Source organism: Shinella sp. BE166, assembly GCF_051201095.1.
Classification (GTDB): Bacteria; Pseudomonadota; Alphaproteobacteria; order Rhizobiales; family Rhizobiaceae; genus Shinella; species Shinella lacus.
On record NZ_JBPEHL010000036.1, the window covers coordinates 1 to 18,676 of the forward strand.

Genomic DNA, 18,676 nt, shown 5'->3' on the forward strand with positions numbered 1-18,676 from the left:
TCGCTCAGCAGAAACAAATCACTCATCACGGTCTCCTTCCAGAAACCGTGAATCACAGCTCAAACCAAATTAATAGGTCCTGAGCCTAGACTCCGCAAATGTCGTCCCGCTTTATGCAACTTTAATTTCTGGCACGACAAGTCGATTCAGCCGACAATCATAGGTCTCGCGCTTTTTTCATCGAAGCCCTTATTGAGCATGCAACTGAAAGCCATTGTGCTGATGGCAATATATACGTTCGCTTCCCCCGTAACAGCCGAGGCAAGGTAATTTCATGCACGGATCAAGAGCAGCGTTCATCGAGACAAATGGGCGGCGTAGGGACAGCACGCTGCTTACGCCGCCCCATCGCACTGGCTAGAAGACTGCGATGTACTTCAGCAAAGCAATGATGCCGATAATGATGACGACAATTTGCGCGATCTGTTTTGCACGTCCATCGAGCGGCAATCGTCCGATGAGATAGAGGACCAGCACGATTACGAGGAAGGTAATCAAAATGCTGACGAGAACCGATGTAGCCAAAGCCCCAACTCCTTAAGCCAGCGCTGAATTGCGCTGTAAGGGCGTAACTATGGCCCTTTGCGAGTATGACAAGTGCCCCGCAACGAGCTTGTGGCCGCTGGCATCGCGGCAAACAGTCCCGTCGATCTACACCGTGTCGGACCGACGCTCGTTCTGGCTGGCTTCATGGAGGAGAAATGGCGGCCGGCTTGCTTACACAGACCGACGATATGTCGAGCTCACAAAAACCCGCCCACCCCGGAAGAGGCGAGCGGATTTGGAGCAGTACAAGCTTTTGCGGAAGTGGAGGCTAAGCGGCCTTTTTAGCCGCCGTGGTCTTGTTGATCGCCGTCACTGCGAGGTTCGTCAGCTTGTTGTTGGTCGCCTTTTCCTGGTCGAGGATTTCACTCAGGAGCTTGTGCGCCTCGTCGTGGCCGAGATCCTTCGCCCATTCGCGAAGCGACCCGTAACGGGCGATTTCGTAGTGTTCCACGGCCTGGCAGGCGGCGAGCAAGCCGGCATCGAGCGCCGTTCCTTCCGCCTCTTCCATCAGTCCGTCTGCTTCCTTGATAAGGCCCTCGATCGCATCGCACTTCTCGCCAGATGCCTTCTTGCCGATCGACTTGAAGACCTGCTCAAGCTTCTTGATCTGATCCTTCGTTTCCGAAAGATGGTCCTCTGCCGCCTTCTTAAGTTCGGCGCTTTTTGCAGCCTTCGCTACCTTGGGCAAAGCCTTCGTCATAGCGTTCTCGGCGTAATAGATGTCTTGGAGTGTGTGTTCGAATATATCGGCGAGCGTTTTCATGTTGGGACTTCCTTCTGGCTGAGACTGGAGCACCAACAATGGGAGGTGAGGCAGATAGTTCCGTTAACCTACCGAGCTTTGATAGCGATAGCCGCAAAATACTGTGCGCAAGCCGCTATTGGGGTACGCTCTGTGAGTTTTGTGTCGCTAACGCGTTCACAGTTGCCATGGTCGGCTGCGAGCCCGTCGAAAGAGTGTCATGCTCAACACGGATCCAAAAATGACGATGAAGGTTGCGAGCAGACATATACCCATGAGATTGATCTTTTGGGTCAACGGCACGATCCAATCAAAATGGCGCTAAAGGGAGCCGCATCGGTTTACGCCCTTCCACGCGCCATCAGCCGGGTCCGGATCCTCTGCATACGCTTGGCCCTGGTGCTCCACCACATTTCTCAATGCAGCGTGAGACGCACGAGGCGACCAGCCAGCCAGTAGATCGAATCCACGAACCCCAATTGCTCTCGGTTTCCTGGATAATTGTTGGAAGAGTGCTCCCAGCACGACCTTTGCATGGTCGCTCAAGCGACGCCCGGCGGGCATCATCCATACGGCGTAATGCGATGCACCAATTCTCTAATCGCTTTCTAATCGTTCGGTAGGCGTTCCACGCGCTTTAGCGGATTAGAATATTTATTGAGACTCGCGGAGCGTGAGGCCGGAACAACGGAGCTAGATGAGTGTTCACGAGCAGTCCTAGCACCAAGCGAGCAACCTCATGAAACAGGTCAGCCAGCATAAAGAGAACGATCGGACTTTGTTGGCCGCGGCGGCGTTGGTCGTGGCCGGCCTTCTCGCCATAGGCGTCCCGCCCATATACCTATTCATGATATAGAGATCTCTGGCTCGGCGATGCTTCAAAATCCGCCGCCCCCAGAAGTGGGCCGAGCGCCGAGTTCGCGCTATGCCAGTAGCGGGAACTCGCCCGCAGCGACTCGTTCCGAAACCCGGAGCCGTTCGCTGCTGGCAATCTTGTCGATCTGGTCTTAAAAATAAGAGCTTCTGCCGATGAGGACAGGTGAAGGCACTACAAGTGCTCATTGTGCACCGGTGGGACAGCCAGAACTCAAGCAATTCCAATATGTTCAATCATTTCAAAGGGAAGAAATGGTGCTGCTAGAGAGATTTGAACTCTCGGCCTCTCCCTTACCAAGGGAGTGCTCTACCCCTGAGCTATAGCAGCATCTTGCGAAGCGGAAGGCGCTTTCGCGTGAGCGAGGGCCTATTGCCACAGGTGATCGGGCAGCGCAAGCGCCGATGTGGCGATTGTCGAAACAAATCTGACACGGACCACGCTTTTTTCCCGCGGGCAAGTTCGCTAAGAGGAGAGGTATGAGTGGTAATGACGACAAGAAGAGCGGGAAGATCCGCACGGAAGCGGAGATCCGCGCCGAGCGGCTGGCCAAGACGCTGCGCGACAATCTCCAGCGCCGCAAGCAGCAGGCGCGTTCGCGCCGCGCGGGCGCGGCGGATGAGACAGTCGGGCTACCCGGCGGCATGCCTGCCGCAAAAAAAGACGAATCGGACGCTTAGTCGAGCGGGTCTTCACCTTGAAGGCTGCGGGGGTGGTTGCGAACCGGGTGCGCGAAAAAAGGCGGGCGGTCGGCATGGACTTCATTTTTCGATCGCGATGCTCTAAAGAGGCCGCCATCTCCGAAAGCCGAAATTCTTTGAGAAAGGCGGGCCCGGCCCGTAATCGCACATGGATCGCATCCGAATTGTAGGCGGCAACGAACTCAAGGGCACCATCCCGATTTCCGGCGCCAAGAATGCTGCGCTGCCGCTGATGATCGCCTCGCTGCTCACCGACGACACGCTGACGCTCGAAAACGTGCCGCATCTGGCCGATGTCGAGCAGCTTATCCGCATCCTCGGCAACCACGGCGCCGACATTTCCGTCAACGGCCGCCGCGAGCGCCAGGGGGAAGGCTATTCCCGCACGGTCCACTTCACCTCGCGCAACATCGTCGACACGACGGCGCCCTACGAGCTGGTCTCGAAGATGCGCGCCTCGTTTTGGGTCATCGGCCCGCTGCTTGCCCGCGAAGGCAAGGCCCGCGTCTCGCTGCCGGGCGGCTGCGCCATCGGCACGCGGCCGGTCGACCTCTTCATCGAGGCGCTGACGGCGCTTGGCGCCAAGATCGAGATCGACGGCGGTTATATCGAGGCGACGGCCCCTCAGGGCGGCCTGATCGGCGCGCGCTACACCTTCCCGAAGGTTTCGGTCGGCGCCACGCATGTCCTCATGATGGCGGCGACGCTTGCGCGCGGCACGACGGTGATCGGCAATGCCGCCCGCGAGCCGGAAGTGCAGGACCTTGCCAAGTGCCTGAACGCCATGGGCGCGAAGATCACCGGCGCCGGCACGGCCACCATCACCATCGAAGGCGTCGACCAGCTTTCCGGCGCCCGCCACCGCGTGCTGCCGGACCGCATCGAGACCGGCACCTATGCCATGGCCGTCGCGATGACCGGCGGCGATGTCGTGCTGGAAGGCACCGATGCCTCCCTGCTCGATACCGCGCTTGAGGCGATCCGCCGCTCCGGCGCCGAGATCACCTCCACGGAAAGCGGCCTGCGCGTGGTGCGCAACGGCGGCGGCATCAAGCCGGTCGACGTGGTGACGGACCCCTTCCCCGGCTTTCCGACCGACCTGCAGGCGCAGTTCATGGGCCTGATGACCAAGTCCAGCGGCATTTCGCACATCACCGAGACGATCTTCGAAAACCGCTTCATGCATGTGCAGGAGTTGGCCCGCCTCGGCGCGAAGATCTCGCTCTCCGGCCAGACGGCCAAGATCGAGGGCGTCGAGCGGCTGCGCGGCGCACCGGTCATGGCGACCGACCTTCGTGCCTCCGTCTCGCTTGTCATCGCCGGCCTTGCGGCGGAAGGCGAGACCATGGTGTCGCGCGTCTACCATCTCGACCGCGGCTTCGAGCGGCTGGAAGAGAAGCTTACGCGCTGCGGCGCCGTGGTCGAGCGCGTCAGCGACTGATCTTCGAAACGCGGCGGAGTTGCAGTCCGCCGCGTACCGTCCTATCTCGTGATGGAAGATCGGGATGCCGCAACCCGCGGCGTCCCCGGGAAGGACACTTATGGACAGCCTGAAACTGCTTGCCCTCGACACGGAAGACCTGTCCGTCGTCTCGGCCCATCTCCAGGACGCGGTCTTCAAGACCGACGGCCTCTCCTATGACGCCCGCCACCACGTCTTTTCCGTCGTCGTCAACCGCTTCGTCTGGGAAACGGCGACCGGCCGCGGCAAGGCCTTCGAGCGCCGCCGCGCCGTGGTCGCCTTCAAGCGCGTCAATGCCGTGCGTTCGCTCGGGATCGACCGGAAGGACAAGGACAGCGTCTTCTCCCTGCTCGCCGTCAATTTCACGCCGCAGGATGAAGGACCGGACGGCACGCTGGAACTCGTGCTCTCCGGCAATGCCTCCGTCGCGCTCGATGTGGAATGCGTCGAAGTTCAGCTTGCAGATACCGGCGGAGCATGGGAAACCAGCTTGAAACCCCGCCATCCGGCGGTTTGAGGCAGGCGCCGGCGATTTTTCGCCGGAAGACGACAGGGACGGACGACTTGGCGATCAGACTTGACTACCAGAGCAGCGATTTCGAAAGCCGGTTCGCTGCCTTCCTGACGACCAAGCGGGAAGTCTCCGAAGACGTCAATGCCATCGCGCGCACGATCATCGACGATGTGCGCGCCCGCGGCGATGCGGCCCTTGCCGACTATTCGAAAAAATTCGACGGGCTCGATTTTGCGACGACTTCCATGCGCGTATCGCTGGAGGAGATCGAACAGGCCTATGACGCCGTCGATCCTAAGATCATCGCCGCCCTGGAACTCGCCGCTCAGCGCATCGAGAAACACCACGCCCGCCAGCGGCCGAAGGACGACATCTACGAGGACGATATCGGCGTGGGCCTCGGCTCGCGCTGGACGGCGATCGATGCCGTCGGTCTCTACGTTCCGGGCGGCACCGCGAGCTATCCGAGCTCCGTGCTGATGAATGCGGTGCCGGCCAAGGTAGCCGGCGTGCCGCGCGTCGTCATGGTCGTGCCGGCGAAGAGCGGCGAGATCAACCCGGCCGTGCTTGCGGCCGCGCGCATTGCCGGTGTCGACGAGATCTACCGCATCGGCGGCGCGCAGGCTGTCGCGGCACTCGCCTACGGCACCGAGACGATCCGCCCCGTCGCCAAGATCACCGGCCCCGGCAACGCCTTCGTCGCCGCCGCCAAGCGCCACGTCTTCGGCACCGTCGGCATCGACATGATCGCCGGCCCCTCCGAGGTCCTCGTCATCGCTGACGCGGAAAACGATCCGGACTGGCTTGCCGCCGACCTGCTCGCCCAGGCCGAACACGATGTCGGCGCCCAGTCGATCCTCGTCACCGACAGCCTGGCGCTGGCCGAAGCGGTGGAAGCCGCCGTGGAGCGCCAGCTGAAGACGCTGGAGCGCGCAGAAACCGCGGCGGCCAGCTGGCGCGATTTCGGCGCTGTCATCATCGTGCCGAACCTGAAAAAGGCCATTCCGCTGGCAAACCGTATCGCCGCCGAGCATCTGGAGATCGCGACCGCCGATCCGGATGCGCTGCTAGGCGAAATCCGCAATGCCGGCGCCATCTTCGTCGGGCGCCACACGCCGGAAGTCATCGGCGATTATGTCGGCGGCTCCAACCATGTGCTGCCGACCGCCCGTTCCGCCCGCTTCTCGTCCGGCCTTTCGGTGCTCGACTATATGAAGCGCACCTCGATCCTGCGGCTCGGCCCGGATCAGCTTCGCGCGCTCGGCCCCGCCGCCATCACGCTTGCCGAAGCCGAAGGGCTCGGCGCCCATGCCCGTTCGGTCGCCATCCGGCTCAACCGGGAAGGATAGGCGATGGGCAAGAGTGGCAGTTTCCGCCTCTGCGACGTGGTGCTGGACGACACGATCGGTCGCGCCACGCCGGACGTGGAGCACGAGCGTGCCGTTGCCATCTTCGACCTCATCGAGGAAAATTCCTTCGAGCCGATCGGTCATGCCGGCGGCCCCTATCGCCTGAATATCTCGCTTCTCGATTCCAAGCTCGTCTTCGCCATCCGCACCGAGGCGGGCGACCCGGTCGCCACCCATATCCTTTCGCTCACGCCGTTCCGGCGCATCGTGAAGGACTATTTCATGATCTGCGAAAGCTATTACCAGGCGATCCGCTCGGCGACGCCGAGCCAGATCGAGGCGATCGACATGGGCCGGCGCGGCATCCACAACGAGGGCTCGCAGACGCTGATGGACCGGCTCTCGGGCAAGATCAAATTCGACTTCGACACCGCCCGCCGCCTGTTTACGCTCGTCTGCGTTCTCTACTGGCGCGGGTGAGCGGATGGAGGGTGTTTCCCCCGTACCCGAGGAAGCAAAGTCGCGAACGCCCCGTTCGATCCTCTTCATGTGCCGCATGAATGCCGTGCGCTCGCCGATGGCCGAGACCATCGCCCGCAGCCTGCTGCCCGGCACCTATGTCGCTTCCGCCGGCGTGCGGCCCGGCGAGCGCGATCCCTTCGTCGATGCCGTGCTGAACGAGGTCGGCCTGTCGCTCGGTCGCCATTCGCCCCATTCGCTGGACGAGCTGGAGGACGACTATTTCGACCTCATCGTGACGCTGGCGCCCGAGGCGCATCATGCGGCGCTCGAACTCACCCGCTCCATGGCCGTCGACGTCATGTACTGGCCGACGCCCGACCCGACGGTCGCGACCGGCACGCGCGAGCAGATCCTCTCCTCCTACCGGGAGGTTCGCGAGTTCCTGAAAATGCTGATAGAGAAGCGTTTGAAGGCCCCCGGATAGGCGCCAGGCAGGCCGATTTCCGGCAAATGCAGAAAGCCGGCGCTTCGGTGTTCACAAAGGACCGGGGATTGTGTAGTTTCCGGCAAATTTTTCGAGGCGGGCATCCGGCTCGCCCTCATCCACCCTACAGGAATAACATCACAAGATGGCAAAAGAAGAAGTCCTCGAATTTCCCGGCATCGTGACGGAACTGCTCCCGAACGCCACGTTCCGCGTCAAGCTCGAAAACGAGCACGAGATCATCGCGCACACCGCTGGCCGCATGCGCAAGAACCGCATCCGCGTTCTCGCCGGCGACAAGGTTCTGGTCGAGATGACCCCGTACGACCTCACCAAGGGCCGCATCACCTACCGTTTCAAGTAAGCCAAAGGGCTGCGTCTTTCTTTCAAGGCGCTTCCCGGAGACCCCATGGCGCAGAACGACAAGCTCATCCTTGCATCCGGCTCGCCGCGCCGCGTCGAGCTGCTCGCGCAGGCGGGCATCGAGCCCACGCGCCTGATGCCGATGGATATCGACGAGACACCGAAGCGCTCCGAGCATCCCCGCTCGCTGGCACGGCGCCTGTCGACCGGCAAGGCGCAGGCGGCACTTGCCGCCATCAAGGGCGACCCGGCCTATGCCGGCAGCTATATCCTCGCCGCCGACACGGTCGTCTCGGTCGGCCGGCGCATCCTGCCGAAGACGGAGATGATCGACGAGGCGTCGAGCGCGCTGCATCTCCTCTCCGGCCGCAGCCACCGCGTCTTCACCGGCGTTTGCCTCATCACGCCGGATCGCACTGTGCGCCAGAAGGTCATCGATACCAAGGTGCGCTTCAAGCGCCTCTCGACCACCGATATCGAGCGCTACCTCGCCTCCGGCCAGTGGCGCGGCAAGGCGGGCGGCTACGGCATCCAGGGCATTGCCGGCAGCTTCGTCGTCAAGTTGGTCGGCTCCTACACCAATGTTGTCGGCCTGCCGCTCTACGAGACGCTCACGCTGCTCTCCGGCGAAGGTTTCGACGTGCATGCCGGCTGGGCGGACGCCTGACATGAGCGATGAGACCGAAAAACCGGTCGCAAAGGTCGCGCCGCTGCGCAAGGCCGTGCCCTGCCCGATCTGCCGCCGCCCCTCCGCGCGCGAGCACTATCCCTTCTGCTCGGATCGCTGCCGCGACGTCGACCTCAACCGCTGGCTCTCCGGCTCCTACGCCATCCCCGTCGCCGACGACGAGGCGAAAGCCGACGAAGACGACGTGTGACAGTCGCTGTCACACGAAGAAAACCTAATCTTTTCCGATATTTGAAAAGCCCGCCATTTTTCCCGCAAAAAACCGCCGACAGGGCTGGACACATTTTTGCAAGATGCTATAACCCCGCTCGCTTCCGGGGCGCAACCAAACGCCCCACGGATTTCAAACCGAAATCCACCAGATGCCCGGATAGCTCAGTTGGTAGAGCAGCGGATTGAAAATCCGCGTGTCGGTGGTTCAAATCCGCCTCCGGGCACCACTAAGCCCTTAAAATCATTGAATTTTCGAAAAGTTCTTTGAGCCCGCTTGTGCTGGAAATACGCTAGCACACGTCTAGCACACCTCGCAAAATTCTCTTTCCCTTCAAGGCGCGCCATGCATGCCCCGGCTTCGGGTTAGCGCGGCTTTAACGCAGGATGCGCTACCAACGTAGCGTTCGGAGGCCCCATGTTGCAGCACGCGAAGCACCCAAAGCAGCCCTTTGCCCTTTTCCAGCGCCCAGGCGGCACTATCTGGTCCGTACGCCTTTCCGCTGGCGGCAAGCAGGTCAGAAAAAGCCTCGAGACCGACAACTACGATGAAGCGCATCATCTAGCCTACCAGATTTGGAGCGAGGCGAACTATCGTGTAAAGAACGGCTTCACTGCCGTCGTTCGTCCGTTTGGACAGGTCGCTGAGGAATTCATCAAGCTCGTCATCGCAGAAAGCGAGCGTGACGATCGTAGCGAGTACCATCCGCGAGATTGGCCGCCGGTCATTCGACGCTATCTCATCGGCTTCTTCGGTGACAAGCCCATCGACACTATCCGCGAGCCGGATATCGAACGGTATGTCGAATGGCGGCGAACATACTGGACCACAGGACCAGGCAAGGAGATCCAGTATATTCGCTATGAACGCGGAGGAAAAATCCTGCGGCGTTCAGCAAAACATGAAGTCCCTTCGATCAGCCGCCAGCGAGGCGAACTGACGATCGTGCGCGCCCTTTTCAAACAGGCGCTAAAGTGGGGTTATTGCGGCAAGCTCGAAATCGCGGATATCAAGGTTCGCAAGCGTGTCGACAATAGCCGCCCGAGCTTCACACCAGAAGAATTCGAAACACTCATCGGCGCCAGCCTGCAACGTATCTATCCCGATCACAGCGGACAGGGAAAACCGATCCGTGGCAAGGATGGCAGAGTGTGGCGGCAATTCCGGCAAAACATGCACATCATTGCCGACCGATTGAAACTTCATGCCCATATCGAAATCGCCTCTGGCACCGGAATGCGGCCAACAGAACTTAAAAATCTCAATTGGGGCCATATCGTCGGTTTCCGCTCAACACGGCAAGGAAAGCTGCAAGACCAGGATGTTCGCTTCCAGGTGCAGGGCAAAGGCAAGCACGGCGCAGTGGTTCCACACTTGTCCGTCATCCCTTGGCTTCATGCTCTGTGGGATGCCTTCGAGCGGGAAGTCGGGCGCGAACCAAATGATGATGATCCCGTTTTTTCCGATCATCGCGGCCAACACATTCAGAGCTTCAAGAAAGGCTTCTCCGAGCTATTGAAGCTCTGCAATCTAAAGACGGATTTCCGCGGTGTGGCGCGCACTACCTACTCGTTGCGGCACTACTACATCTCGGAGATGATCGCTCGCGGCGTGGATGTCTATGACATCGCCCGAAACACGAGAACGTCGATTGCAATGATCGATAAACACTATGGTCAGGTCAGCACAGAGCGTCGGAAGGATCAGCTACGGCCGGATCACAAGGAATGGTGAGCACGGGGTCACGCTGCGAACGCCCGGAAATGTCCGCTGACCCGTCCCTCCTTCACCCTGTAGGCGGTCACGCCGTTTTCGACGACAACTACCGCCGAATAGCTGCCGCTGTCGAAACTCATCTCGCTGACGAGTTCCCTGATAGCGGCATGCGCCTCTGAACGAAGGTCATAGCGAGCAATACCGTCGGCTTGTTCCCATGCGCCTTGCAGCTTGCGGATGCGGTCGCATGTTTCCGTGGGACTGGCATGCCCTGCAGACAAGCGCTGGCGTTCGTTCTGATGCAGCCGTAGTTCGGCTTCGACGGCTCGCCGTTCGATCTGACGGATCTTGAGCAAATCCAGAATGGCATCCAACGACCGATCATCATCTTCGACGGCCTGCGCCAGCCGTTGCTCCTTTTTTGCGAAGCTCTTCTAGCTGAAGCGTCAATCCAGCAATGGTCTCTTCGAGTACCCGGTGGGCCTCATCGAACCGACTTGCTTGCAGCGTCTCCGCGAGATTGAGTTCCTTGACATGGTCGAGGATCGCGGCCTCCAGTGGTTCGTATCGGAAATGCCGGTTGCCATCGATGCAGCGGTGACCCCGAACATAGTTGGCGCAGACCAGATAGCGGCCGTTTTCATTGCCTTTGACCCGGCTCATTTTCATCGTCATCGACCCGCCGCAGTGGGCGCAATGGCAAAGCCCGGTGAAGAGATTGGCGAATGTGTTGCCCTTGCGTCCGGGCTTTCCCGGATTGCTTCGCATCGCCTGGACCCGCAAGAAGAGATTTTTCTCGATGGCAGGGGGAAGTAGTTGGCTATCGGATCGCCGTCCGGTACGCGCTTGCCGTCCTGCATGCGATGCGGCTGGAACAAGCCGATGACATCGTGGCGGCGAAGCAGAGCCTTAATGACGCTCTGATACCAGCCGTCCTTGCTCTTGAAGGCCGGGATGCCATCCGCATTGAGCTTGCGTGCGATTACCGTCGCACCGAGCCCACGCGTCGCCATCTCGTAAATTGCCCTCACCGTGCCCGCGTGGTGGTTCAGCGTAAACTCGTATCGCTTCGCATCGATCCGCCGGGCATCGATCCACGCGGGCGTGATGCTGGTGATCTGACCTTTGCCTTCGCGGGCGTCTTCTCGTTTCCGTTTGGCGACTGCGCTGATGCGCTCGCTTTTCGTCTGGCTCTCCTCATGGCCCCGCGACATCACCGCAAGCCCAATGATGAGCTTTGTCCAATCCCCGTTAAGCCTATCTCGGCTGTAAATCTGCCGGTCTTCGCCCAGCGTTACGATGACGATGCCGGCATTGATGATCGCCATGAACAGCATGAGCGCATCCGGCACGGCTTCGCGCGATAGCCGGTCGAGGCTTTCGATCAACAAGTAGCTGCCCTTGGGGATTTGCCCGCTCTCGACCATCGCGAGAAACCGGCCAAGCGCACCAGTCTTGAAGTTTCTACCCTTCCAAGCACTGATCCCGATATCCCGCAAGCTATCGTCTAGAAGCAGAGAGTGCTCATCCGCAAACACCTTCGACCGCTCAAGCTGCCGGCGCAGGCTATCGCCGCGAAGCTGCTTGCGGGTGCTCATACGGACATAGGAGTAGGCCCGGATCGGAAAAGTGTTGCTGTCTTTGGTGCCCATGCCGGCCTCCTCATGTTGCGATCCGCTAACATGAGGCTGTCGGGCGGGCGAGCATAAGAGCCGCCGGGTGCAAACGGTATAATCAGCGTATGGCTGCGGCTAGCTGGGAAAGCTGTCGGGATTGAAGAAAGCCGACGCAAATCACCACAGCTCTCAAGGAGGAGTTGTGGAGCCACAATGGTTAACAGACCGTTAACACGGGTTGAGTGCATTGCAACTTAAGCGAACGCGGGTTCGGCTGGCGGAAAGCATCACCGCAGGCTGCACGCATGACCAGTATCCTCACGAACATTTCGGCAATGGCCGCGTTGCAAACGCTGCGCACGATCGGCAGCAGCATGGCGGAGACACAGCGGCAGGTGAGTTCCGGGCTGCGGGTCCAGGTCGCAGCGGACAATGCAGCGTATTGGTCAATCTTCACGACGATGCGCTCCGACAACATGGCGCTTTCCGCCGTCTCGGACGCGCTCGGCCTCGGTGCCGCGAAGATTGATATCGCGTATTCGGGTCTCGATGCGACCATAGACGTGCTCGGGGAATTCCGGGCAAAGCTGGTTGCCGCCAACGAGGACGGCGTAGACAAGGCGAAGATCCAGACTGAGCTTGACCAGTTCAAGGAGCAGTTCGTTTCCATCGCAACATCCGCCAGTTTCAACGGCGTCAATTGGCTCAACACGGACGCCCCGCAGGACATCAACGAGCTATCGGGGTTGCCGACAAGCATCACCTCTTCCTTCATCCGTTCCGCTAACGGCAATGTGCGTGTCGGCACGACGGACCTCGACATGGCCGATCTCGCCCTGTTCAATGTCGCCGGTGGCGGGGCTTTGCAGAAGGATATCCGTTCGCTTGGCGATATCGGCGGGTTTCGTGGTGCGAACACCAACCAGCAGAGCAGCAGAGCGCAAATCTACTATGCTTTCTCCGGCCCCTTCACCCTCGGAGCCACCGATACGATCACCCTGAACGTGATGATCGATGACAGCCCTCTTGCTCCGGGCATCAGTCATACGCTGGCGATTGACCGAGCGGCTGTCGATGCTGCACTCGGCACGAGCGATGGTATCGTGGCAACCGCGCAGGACTATGGTGCCATCTTGCACCACGTATTCGCTGCGAATGCCGTCCCGTCTTCTGCCGGATGGGCCGGTGGCAACACATTGGCTATCTCAAGTACGGAAACAACAGGATTGCCCGGATCGAGCATCCAGATCACCGGCGTCGTGTCGAACTTCGGCTCGGGCAGCTTCGGTGCCGGGCTGGAAAACACACCGATGTCCGAGCTCAACAATCAATATCCGCAATGGAGCTTCAGCTTCACCGGACCGTTCACGATCTACCGCGATATCGAATTCAGCTTCGACATTCAGGTGGGCAGCGATCCGGCGACGAAGATCACCGTCACGCGCGATATGGTTGATCTCGTAATGGGAACGACTGACGGCAGAATACCGTCTGAGGGAGCTCTTGCGGCTCTGCTGGACTTTGCCCTGGAGGGGCACGGCTTGAATGCCGCACCGATAGCAGGCGCCGTCGTCTTCGACATCGACAAGACGCTGTATCCGAACGCCGGAAGCCGGGCCTATATGCGGATCGGCAATGTCATCGACAATCTAGGCCCTGCGCCGGATTTCGACATTCTCGACGTCGCTATCACCGATCCCGCCAATGATCTCGACAATTACCTGTTCGGTGTCGATGCCATGCTGGAGAAGGTCATATCCGGTGCTAGTAGCCTCGGTGCGGTCAAGACCCGCATAGATATGCAAAGCGAGTTTGCGCACGTCCTAATGGCGTCCATCGACAAGGGCATTGGCCGTCTTGTCGATGCCGACATGAACGAGGCTTCCACCCGGCTCAAGGCGCTCCAGACGCAACAACAGCTTGCCATCCAGTCCTTGCAGATCGCCAACAGTAGTGCCGAGAATATTATGCAGTTGTTCCGGTAAGCGCTCTATCTGCCTGCCTTGCTCCAGCCTTCGTTGCGAGCCTCGTCCTCGGTGCAGAACCACCGTTCTCCATACTCTGCCCGGATGACCGTCTCGTCATAATACTCCTGGCCTCGGACATGGTAGATGCGTTCGCCCGAGTTTATGGAGATATTGCCCTTGATATCACAAGCTGGATCGTAGAGGGATCGCGGCATGAATGCATAGCCTCCGGTCCCGAGGAAGACGGTCATCCAAGTGCCTGCGACGATCAGAGGAAACTTGCTCATTAAATAAAAGTAAATTGCATCCGTTTACTTCGCGTTGAAAAACACGTTAAAATTGTCATGGCATGGAACGGCTATGCCGTCATGTCGAGCCTGTTTATATTGGATCGATGTCGTGAGCTGGGGCCACGCTGAAACTGACTGCGTATTCGAACAAGTAGATATTCGGCACGACGGTTCGGCCGTACTTCAGATTTCGGCTGACGGATTTTGACACGATGATACCGGACACGTCTTTGTCGCGCCCGATAGTTTGTTTCACCCATCCCATGTATCGGGCGATCTGGCCTAAAGCGCGGTCGGAACTTTGCGCTCGTTTCAGCTCAAAGACGAAAAACGCGCCCGTCTCATCGACGGCGAGAATGTCGATTGGCCCGACCGCCGTTGGATATTCAACACCATCCCTGCCGGTCGGATCGACATAGACGTTCAGTTTGCGTCCACCGAAATCGATGGACGGCAGGTTCGTGGCAAGGAAATCCCGTAGCTGATATTCCAGCGAAAAGTAGGGAATGCCTTCATCGTTGCCGCTGACCGGTTCGTCGGCTCCACCCAAGACCTCATCGACCGCGTCGATGCGCGCCGAGTGGCCAGGAAAGATCATGCGGATTTCATCAGGCGTTTCCTGCATCGTCCACCCGGCTTGTCGAAGCGCCGCGCGCAGTTGATGCGACGTATTGCGGGTGCTGTCCAGACCCGCCGGCAAGTGGTCCGGGTTCTGCCGAAGCCACTGTTTCAGTGGATAGACCTCAACCCCGCCATCTTCCTTCGCGATGACCACGCTATGCCGCTGAACCATGATCGCCCCCTATTATCCTGCGCAAGTCACAGTGATAGCCGGACCGGCTTACTCGTTGGTTACGGCGCATATTGAAGGTCACTCTTTGCTCGACCTTTTGGCAGACGGCTGTATCCGGGAAACACGTTCAACGGTTTCGGAAAGGATCACAGCATGTCTCACCTCAAGGCTCTCAAGCTCACCTCCGCAGTCCCGGTTCGCGCGACCGTCGATCCAGTACAGCGGGCGCGGGAAAAGATGATTGCAACGCTGGCCGAGCAGAAGCAGATGGCCGAAGCGAAGATTGCTGGTCAGCATTTCGCCCCCACGCATATCGTCCGCAAGAAGAGCGCGGAAGGTCAGAGCGTCGAGGTCGAGGCGTTGAAGCGGGTGCGTCAGGGCTGGTTCACCGATGCCAACGGCAAGGTTTTCTTCGCGATCCGCTACGCCGGCAAGGCCATCGAATTCGCTAAGGACAAGAACGCCATCGAGGCCGGCGAGCTTTCCGCGCTGCCGACGGTCATCGATACGCTTGTTGAGGCTGTCCGGGCCGGCGAGCTTGACGCGCAACTGACCGCCGCTGCCGCCGAGCGCGGCCAGATGCTGCGCAAGCGGAGGTAAACAGCACGTTTTTCGAGGGGTAAGCATCCAAAGGCCATGGGATCGTTTATGATCCCATGGCCTTTGTGCGTTCCGGCAGGGCCGGAACGTTGTCATAGAGCGCCCCGGACGCGAGTTCGGCTCCTTGCGCAGTGCAGCACTGTTCTTGGTACGGCTCGCATTCCTTGACGCTTCTGTGCTTCAGCACGATGCACTCGCGATGTAGCCGGCACGCACTCTGTACCAAGTACATTGCAAGGAGGTCCATCTTCTTGTCACGGTTAACCAATCCTTCTGGAAGAGTTCTCGTTCACCAATTTTGGGGAGGACTTTTTATGGGGCATTAACAAATGTGCTGCCGGCTCATATTTCGGTGATGGCAATGCATTCAATTAGCAAATCGACAACTCAAAAGAATAATGACGCGATGCTATATGGCGTCGCGAAGGATTTTTACGAACGCGACGAGATAAATCTTATCAAGCGTTGGGTGCCGGTCGGTGACTGGTTGCATAGCCGAGGAGTTCACGGCTTAGACCCTTATCAAAAATCTACTACCGGTAAGATCGAAGCGGAGACCAAGGGCCGTCTTCGTGACGGCACCCCATTTGAAGGCGTCAATTTTGCAAGCCAGGATTATCTATCATTGGCATCGCACCCTCGAATGATTGCGGCTGCCCAGCGCGCGGCACGCGAAAATGGCGTTCATAGTGCCGGCTCCGCCATCCTTATGGGAAACTCCGATCTTTCCATCGCATTGGAGCAGCGGCTCGAAGAATTCCTGGATTATAAGGAGTGCACGCTTTTTCCGACGGGGTGGATGGCGGGTTTTGGCGCTGTGAAACTGCTGGCAACGGCCGGCGATCATGTGATTATCGATTTGCTAGCTCACGCTTGCCTTCAGGAAGGCGCTGATTGTTCTGGCGCCAAGGTACATCGCTTTCCTCATCTTTCAAATGTAGCCGTGGAGCGCCGGCTTCGCCGTATCCGCAGCGTCGAGCCGCGCGCCGGTATCCTCGTGGTCACGGAGACGCTGTTTTCAATGGATAGCGACAGCCCGGATCTTGCTGAACTGCAAGCGATCTGCACGGAATATGACGCTACACTTCTTGTCGATTGTGCTCACGATCTAGGGTGCATGGGTGAGACTGGACGAGGCATACTTGAGGACCAGAGGCTCATTGGTAGCGTTGACATCCTACTCGGCGCGTTCTCCAAAACCTTCGGCTCCATCGGCGGTTTTATTGCAACGAATTTCGAGGGTTTTCGGAGTGCATTGCGTGCTTGCTGCGGGCCTCAAACTTTCACGAACGCCATGACGCCGATCCAAGCCGCTGTCATTCTTGAAGCTATCGACATCATTGCAAGTACGGAGGGCCATGCCCTGCGAGCGAAGCTGCGAGATAATGTCAATTACCTGCGCGATAGGCTCCATCAGAACGGCTTTCAGGTAACGGGGGATCCAAGCTCCATTGTTCCTGTCGTGATTGGCGACAGCGGTATTTCACGTAAAATGACAAACCACATGATCCGCAATGGTGCGATCGTAAACCTTGTCGAATTTCCTGCGGTTGCCAGAAATCAGTCGCGATGGCGTCTACAAGTTATGGCGGGACATACTGTGGAGCATATCGATGCGTTCATCGAGAAAGCGCTTGCAACGCGGGCGATGTTTCAGAACATGTGCGCTCTGTAAGATGCGCCGGTCTATACGCGTGGTGAATGCTGATCGCGCGTCCGCAGCGGAGGCATGGTTGGACGTTACGACCGAGCGGCACCACCGCGCCAAAGACAGACGGCTTGCAGGCTAACTGATAATAAGGAGTTTTATTCTACAAAGCGGCAAGACTTGTCCATTGCGGAGCCGCGCGTGCTGAACTCAGCCTTGATCGACCATATCTATGAAGCCGCGTTCGTGACTGAGCATTGGGAAACGGTCTGCGAGAAGCTAAGCGTCGAGATCCAAAGCTTTTCAGCTTCGCTCATCACCATCGATGATCGTCAGTCGTTTCAATGGGTTTCTAGTCCGAACGTACGTGAGGATATGGAACGGTTTTCCCGTAGCCCCCTTCGGCATCAGAACGTGCGGCCCGCACGACATATTGCACAATCACCGTTTTCTTTCATGCGCGATATTGACCTGATGACCCACGAGGAAATCGCCTGCGATCCCATTTACACGGAGTTTTTGCGTCCGCTTGGCCTCGGTTGGACCGTCGGAGACATGTTTCAAGAGCCATCGGGACATACCATTATTTTCGACATTATCCGCGAAACCGCGGCTGGTCCTTTCGGCACGGAACATGTTGAGCGTTTGAATGGGCTGCGTCCTCATCTTGCACGAGCGGCAACAATGTCGAGCCGGCTCCAGTTTGAGAAAATCAACGCTGCCGTTCGTGCTTTAGAACTGGTGGGTCTGCCCGCGGCAATCATTACGTCTCACGGGAAGGTTCTGGCTGCAAACGGCTTACTGGAAGAGTTTACGCCCCAAATCGTCATAACCGCTTATGACAAACTAATTTTCGGCGCTGCCGGAACTAATGCGAAGTTTTCTGAAACCATCGAACGCGGAAAATTCGAGGCAAATCTTCAGGGATGCTCGTTTCCTCTTCCACAGACGAACGTTCGACCACCGGCTGTCCTGCATCTCGTGCCGGTCCGAGGCAATGCCCGAGATATTTTTACCCACGCCGCCTACTTCTTAATCGCAACGTCTGTCGACCGGTCCAGGATTGTGGAAAGTGAAACGCTGCAGGGCTTGTTTGATTTGTCGCCCGCTGAAGCAAGGGTAGCACGGTCATTGGCCACAGGAAACGATGTAGCGGCCACTGCGCGGGAGTTTGGTATTGGTATTGAAACCGCTCGATCTCACGTCAAGGCTGTTCTAAGCAAATGCGGTATGACCCGGCAAGCGGACCTGATAGCGAACATTATAAGCCACCGCACACCGACAAGCCCTTAGCTCGCTGCGAACGGCGCGCCCAAAATAACGAAGATTTCTATAGGCGGTTCGACCCTTTTCCCGACTACAGAAATATCAACGGTATAGTTGGCATATAATGCCCCACCTTAAGCGATCCAAAACTGCCACCGTCAACCTGAGCGTCTAGCGGGTCCCTAAATCTTCGTCAGCCTCTAAAGATTTTTTCTTTTTCACTAGTTTTGGGGAGGAGCTCGACCGGGGGCTCTGTTAGCGATTGGAGGCTTATAAAGCATACTTTTAGGTGAATAGCCCCGAGTTTCGTAGACACCCTCGGGTTAGATTTTCTGCTGCTTCTCGAACTCGACGGGCGACAGCATCCCGTTCCTGACGTGTTTG

21 protein-coding genes, 2 tRNA genes and 1 pseudogene are annotated in these 18,676 nt (G+C 58.6%); 16 read left to right on the forward strand and 8 right to left on the reverse strand.

The window, feature by feature from the left end; all coding sequences use genetic code 11:
* Positions 1-357 precede the first annotated feature (357 nt).
* From J2Y63_RS34140 to J2Y63_RS34150, 3 genes are all read right to left on the reverse strand, one after another.
* Positions 358-525, reverse strand: a complete 168-nt coding sequence (locus tag J2Y63_RS34140) for a Thivi_2564 family membrane protein (protein ID WP_256117875.1) — start codon at positions 523-525, stop codon at positions 358-360.
* Positions 526-814: 289 nt separating this feature from the next.
* Positions 815-1,309, reverse strand: coding sequence for a ferritin-like domain-containing protein (locus J2Y63_RS34145; protein ID WP_256117876.1), 495 nt, complete (start codon positions 1,307-1,309; stop codon positions 815-817).
* A gap of 1,108 nt (positions 1,310-2,417) precedes the next feature.
* Positions 2,418-2,492 (reverse strand) — tRNA-Thr (locus J2Y63_RS34150).
* Between the two features lie 149 nt (positions 2,493-2,641).
* Here J2Y63_RS34150 and J2Y63_RS34155 point away from each other — a divergent pair.
* From J2Y63_RS34155 to J2Y63_RS34205, 11 genes are all read left to right on the forward strand, one after another.
* A complete protein-coding gene (locus J2Y63_RS34155) occupies positions 2,642-2,842 on the forward strand; it encodes a hypothetical protein (RefSeq protein ID WP_435269645.1) in 201 nt (66 codons plus the stop codon).
* Positions 2,843-3,011: 169 nt separating this feature from the next.
* Complete coding sequence (gene murA, locus J2Y63_RS34160) at positions 3,012-4,304, forward strand: UDP-N-acetylglucosamine 1-carboxyvinyltransferase (protein WP_256117883.1); 1,293 nt, start codon at positions 3,012-3,014, stop codon at positions 4,302-4,304.
* Between the two features lie 100 nt (positions 4,305-4,404).
* Positions 4,405-4,842, forward strand: a complete 438-nt coding sequence (locus J2Y63_RS34165) for a DUF2948 family protein (protein ID WP_435269646.1) — start codon at positions 4,405-4,407, stop codon at positions 4,840-4,842.
* A gap of 47 nt (positions 4,843-4,889) precedes the next feature.
* Positions 4,890-6,188, forward strand: a complete 1,299-nt coding sequence (gene hisD / locus J2Y63_RS34170; RefSeq protein ID WP_435269647.1) for a histidinol dehydrogenase — start codon at positions 4,890-4,892, stop codon at positions 6,186-6,188.
* A gap of 3 nt (positions 6,189-6,191) precedes the next feature.
* On the forward strand, positions 6,192-6,668 hold the full coding sequence (locus tag J2Y63_RS34175; protein ID WP_435269648.1) for a UPF0262 family protein: 477 nt from the start codon (positions 6,192-6,194) through the stop codon (positions 6,666-6,668).
* A gap of 4 nt (positions 6,669-6,672) precedes the next feature.
* A complete protein-coding gene (locus J2Y63_RS34180; RefSeq protein ID WP_435269649.1) occupies positions 6,673-7,134 on the forward strand; it encodes a low molecular weight phosphatase family protein in 462 nt (153 codons plus the stop codon).
* A gap of 145 nt (positions 7,135-7,279) precedes the next feature.
* A complete protein-coding gene (infA, locus tag J2Y63_RS34185) occupies positions 7,280-7,498 on the forward strand; it encodes a translation initiation factor IF-1 (protein ID WP_007759621.1) in 219 nt (72 codons plus the stop codon).
* 45 nt (positions 7,499-7,543) lie between these two features.
* On the forward strand, positions 7,544-8,164 hold the full coding sequence (locus J2Y63_RS34190; RefSeq protein ID WP_256117889.1) for a Maf-like protein: 621 nt from the start codon (positions 7,544-7,546) through the stop codon (positions 8,162-8,164).
* A gap of 1 nt (position 8,165) precedes the next feature.
* On the forward strand, positions 8,166-8,375 hold the full coding sequence (yacG, locus tag J2Y63_RS34195) for a DNA gyrase inhibitor YacG (RefSeq protein ID WP_435269650.1): 210 nt from the start codon (positions 8,166-8,168) through the stop codon (positions 8,373-8,375).
* A 174-nt stretch (positions 8,376-8,549) separates the two neighbouring features.
* A tRNA-Phe gene (locus tag J2Y63_RS34200) sits at positions 8,550-8,625 on the forward strand.
* Positions 8,626-8,813: 188 nt separating this feature from the next.
* A complete protein-coding gene (locus tag J2Y63_RS34205) occupies positions 8,814-10,130 on the forward strand; it encodes a tyrosine-type recombinase/integrase (protein WP_435269651.1) in 1,317 nt (438 codons plus the stop codon).
* Positions 10,131-10,138: 8 nt separating this feature from the next.
* Here the strand turns inward: J2Y63_RS34205 and J2Y63_RS34210 are convergent, their stop codons facing one another.
* From J2Y63_RS34210 to J2Y63_RS34220, 3 genes are read right to left on the reverse strand one after another with little or no spacing between them, the layout of a single operon-like run.
* Positions 10,139-10,486 carry a hypothetical protein gene (locus J2Y63_RS34210; RefSeq protein ID WP_435269652.1) on the reverse strand — a complete coding sequence of 116 codons (348 nt, stop codon included), beginning with the start codon at positions 10,484-10,486 and terminating at the stop codon, positions 10,139-10,141.
* Between the two features lie 10 nt (positions 10,487-10,496).
* Positions 10,497-10,787, reverse strand: a complete 291-nt coding sequence (locus tag J2Y63_RS34215; RefSeq protein ID WP_435269653.1) for a zinc ribbon domain-containing protein — start codon at positions 10,785-10,787, stop codon at positions 10,497-10,499.
* On the reverse strand, positions 10,784-11,764 hold the full coding sequence (locus J2Y63_RS34220; RefSeq protein WP_435269654.1) for a recombinase family protein: 981 nt from the start codon (positions 11,762-11,764) through the stop codon (positions 10,784-10,786). Before J2Y63_RS34220 ends, J2Y63_RS34215 begins: the two co-directional genes overlap by 4 nt.
* 269 nt (positions 11,765-12,033) lie before the next feature.
* Here J2Y63_RS34220 and J2Y63_RS34225 point away from each other — a divergent pair.
* Positions 12,034-12,600: pseudogene (locus tag J2Y63_RS34225) on the forward strand (flagellin); the annotation flags it as partial.
* An 867-nt stretch (positions 12,601-13,467) separates the two neighbouring features.
* A complete protein-coding gene (locus J2Y63_RS34230; protein ID WP_435269660.1) occupies positions 13,468-13,713 on the forward strand; it encodes a flagellin in 246 nt (81 codons plus the stop codon).
* 5 nt (positions 13,714-13,718) lie between these two features.
* Here the strand turns inward: J2Y63_RS34230 and J2Y63_RS34235 are convergent, their stop codons facing one another.
* Complete coding sequence (locus J2Y63_RS34235; protein ID WP_435269655.1) at positions 13,719-13,946, reverse strand: sunset domain-containing protein; 228 nt, start codon at positions 13,944-13,946, stop codon at positions 13,719-13,721.
* Positions 13,947-14,076: 130 nt separating this feature from the next.
* Complete coding sequence (locus tag J2Y63_RS34240) at positions 14,077-14,778, reverse strand: endonuclease NucS domain-containing protein (protein ID WP_435269656.1); 702 nt, start codon at positions 14,776-14,778, stop codon at positions 14,077-14,079.
* A 153-nt stretch (positions 14,779-14,931) separates the two neighbouring features.
* Between J2Y63_RS34240 and J2Y63_RS34245 the strand changes: the two genes are divergently transcribed.
* From J2Y63_RS34245 to J2Y63_RS34255, 3 genes are all read left to right on the forward strand, one after another.
* On the forward strand, positions 14,932-15,378 hold the full coding sequence (locus J2Y63_RS34245) for a DUF6641 family protein (RefSeq protein ID WP_435269657.1): 447 nt from the start codon (positions 14,932-14,934) through the stop codon (positions 15,376-15,378).
* A 361-nt stretch (positions 15,379-15,739) separates the two neighbouring features.
* Positions 15,740-17,053, forward strand: coding sequence for an aminotransferase class I/II-fold pyridoxal phosphate-dependent enzyme (locus tag J2Y63_RS34250; protein ID WP_435269658.1), 1,314 nt, complete (start codon positions 15,740-15,742; stop codon positions 17,051-17,053).
* A gap of 174 nt (positions 17,054-17,227) precedes the next feature.
* Positions 17,228-18,319, forward strand: coding sequence for a helix-turn-helix transcriptional regulator (locus J2Y63_RS34255; protein WP_435269659.1), 1,092 nt, complete (start codon positions 17,228-17,230; stop codon positions 18,317-18,319).
* Positions 18,320-18,676: the final 357 nt, after the last annotated feature.

Excerpts from the sequence above, each read along its gene's own strand:
- J2Y63_RS34145 (WP_256117876.1), bottom strand. The coding sequence starts at position 1,309 with ATGAAAACGCTCGCCGATATATTCGAACACACACTCCAAGACATCTAT.
- J2Y63_RS34155 (WP_435269645.1), top strand. The coding sequence starts at position 2,642 with ATGAGTGGTAATGACGACAAGAAGAGCGGGAAGATCCGCACGGAAGCG.
- murA (WP_256117883.1), top strand. The coding sequence starts at position 3,012 with ATGGATCGCATCCGAATTGTAGGCGGCAACGAACTCAAGGGCACCATC.
- J2Y63_RS34165 (WP_435269646.1), top strand. The coding sequence starts at position 4,405 with ATGGACAGCCTGAAACTGCTTGCCCTCGACACGGAAGACCTGTCCGTC.
- J2Y63_RS34175 (WP_435269648.1), top strand. The coding sequence starts at position 6,192 with ATGGGCAAGAGTGGCAGTTTCCGCCTCTGCGACGTGGTGCTGGACGAC.
- J2Y63_RS34180 (WP_435269649.1), top strand. The coding sequence starts at position 6,673 with ATGGAGGGTGTTTCCCCCGTACCCGAGGAAGCAAAGTCGCGAACGCCC.
- infA (WP_007759621.1), top strand. The coding sequence starts at position 7,280 with ATGGCAAAAGAAGAAGTCCTCGAATTTCCCGGCATCGTGACGGAACTG.
- J2Y63_RS34190 (WP_256117889.1), top strand. The coding sequence starts at position 7,544 with ATGGCGCAGAACGACAAGCTCATCCTTGCATCCGGCTCGCCGCGCCGC.
- yacG (WP_435269650.1), top strand. The coding sequence starts at position 8,166 with ATGAGCGATGAGACCGAAAAACCGGTCGCAAAGGTCGCGCCGCTGCGC.
- J2Y63_RS34205 (WP_435269651.1), top strand. The coding sequence starts at position 8,814 with ATGTTGCAGCACGCGAAGCACCCAAAGCAGCCCTTTGCCCTTTTCCAG.
- J2Y63_RS34215 (WP_435269653.1), bottom strand. The coding sequence starts at position 10,787 with ATGACGATGAAAATGAGCCGGGTCAAAGGCAATGAAAACGGCCGCTAT.
- J2Y63_RS34220 (WP_435269654.1), bottom strand. The coding sequence starts at position 11,764 with ATGGGCACCAAAGACAGCAACACTTTTCCGATCCGGGCCTACTCCTAT.
- J2Y63_RS34230 (WP_435269660.1), top strand. The coding sequence starts at position 13,468 with ATGCTGGAGAAGGTCATATCCGGTGCTAGTAGCCTCGGTGCGGTCAAG.
- J2Y63_RS34235 (WP_435269655.1), bottom strand. The coding sequence starts at position 13,946 with ATGACCGTCTTCCTCGGGACCGGAGGCTATGCATTCATGCCGCGATCC.
- J2Y63_RS34240 (WP_435269656.1), bottom strand. The coding sequence starts at position 14,778 with ATGGTTCAGCGGCATAGCGTGGTCATCGCGAAGGAAGATGGCGGGGTT.
- J2Y63_RS34245 (WP_435269657.1), top strand. The coding sequence starts at position 14,932 with ATGTCTCACCTCAAGGCTCTCAAGCTCACCTCCGCAGTCCCGGTTCGC.
- J2Y63_RS34250 (WP_435269658.1), top strand. The coding sequence starts at position 15,740 with ATGCATTCAATTAGCAAATCGACAACTCAAAAGAATAATGACGCGATG.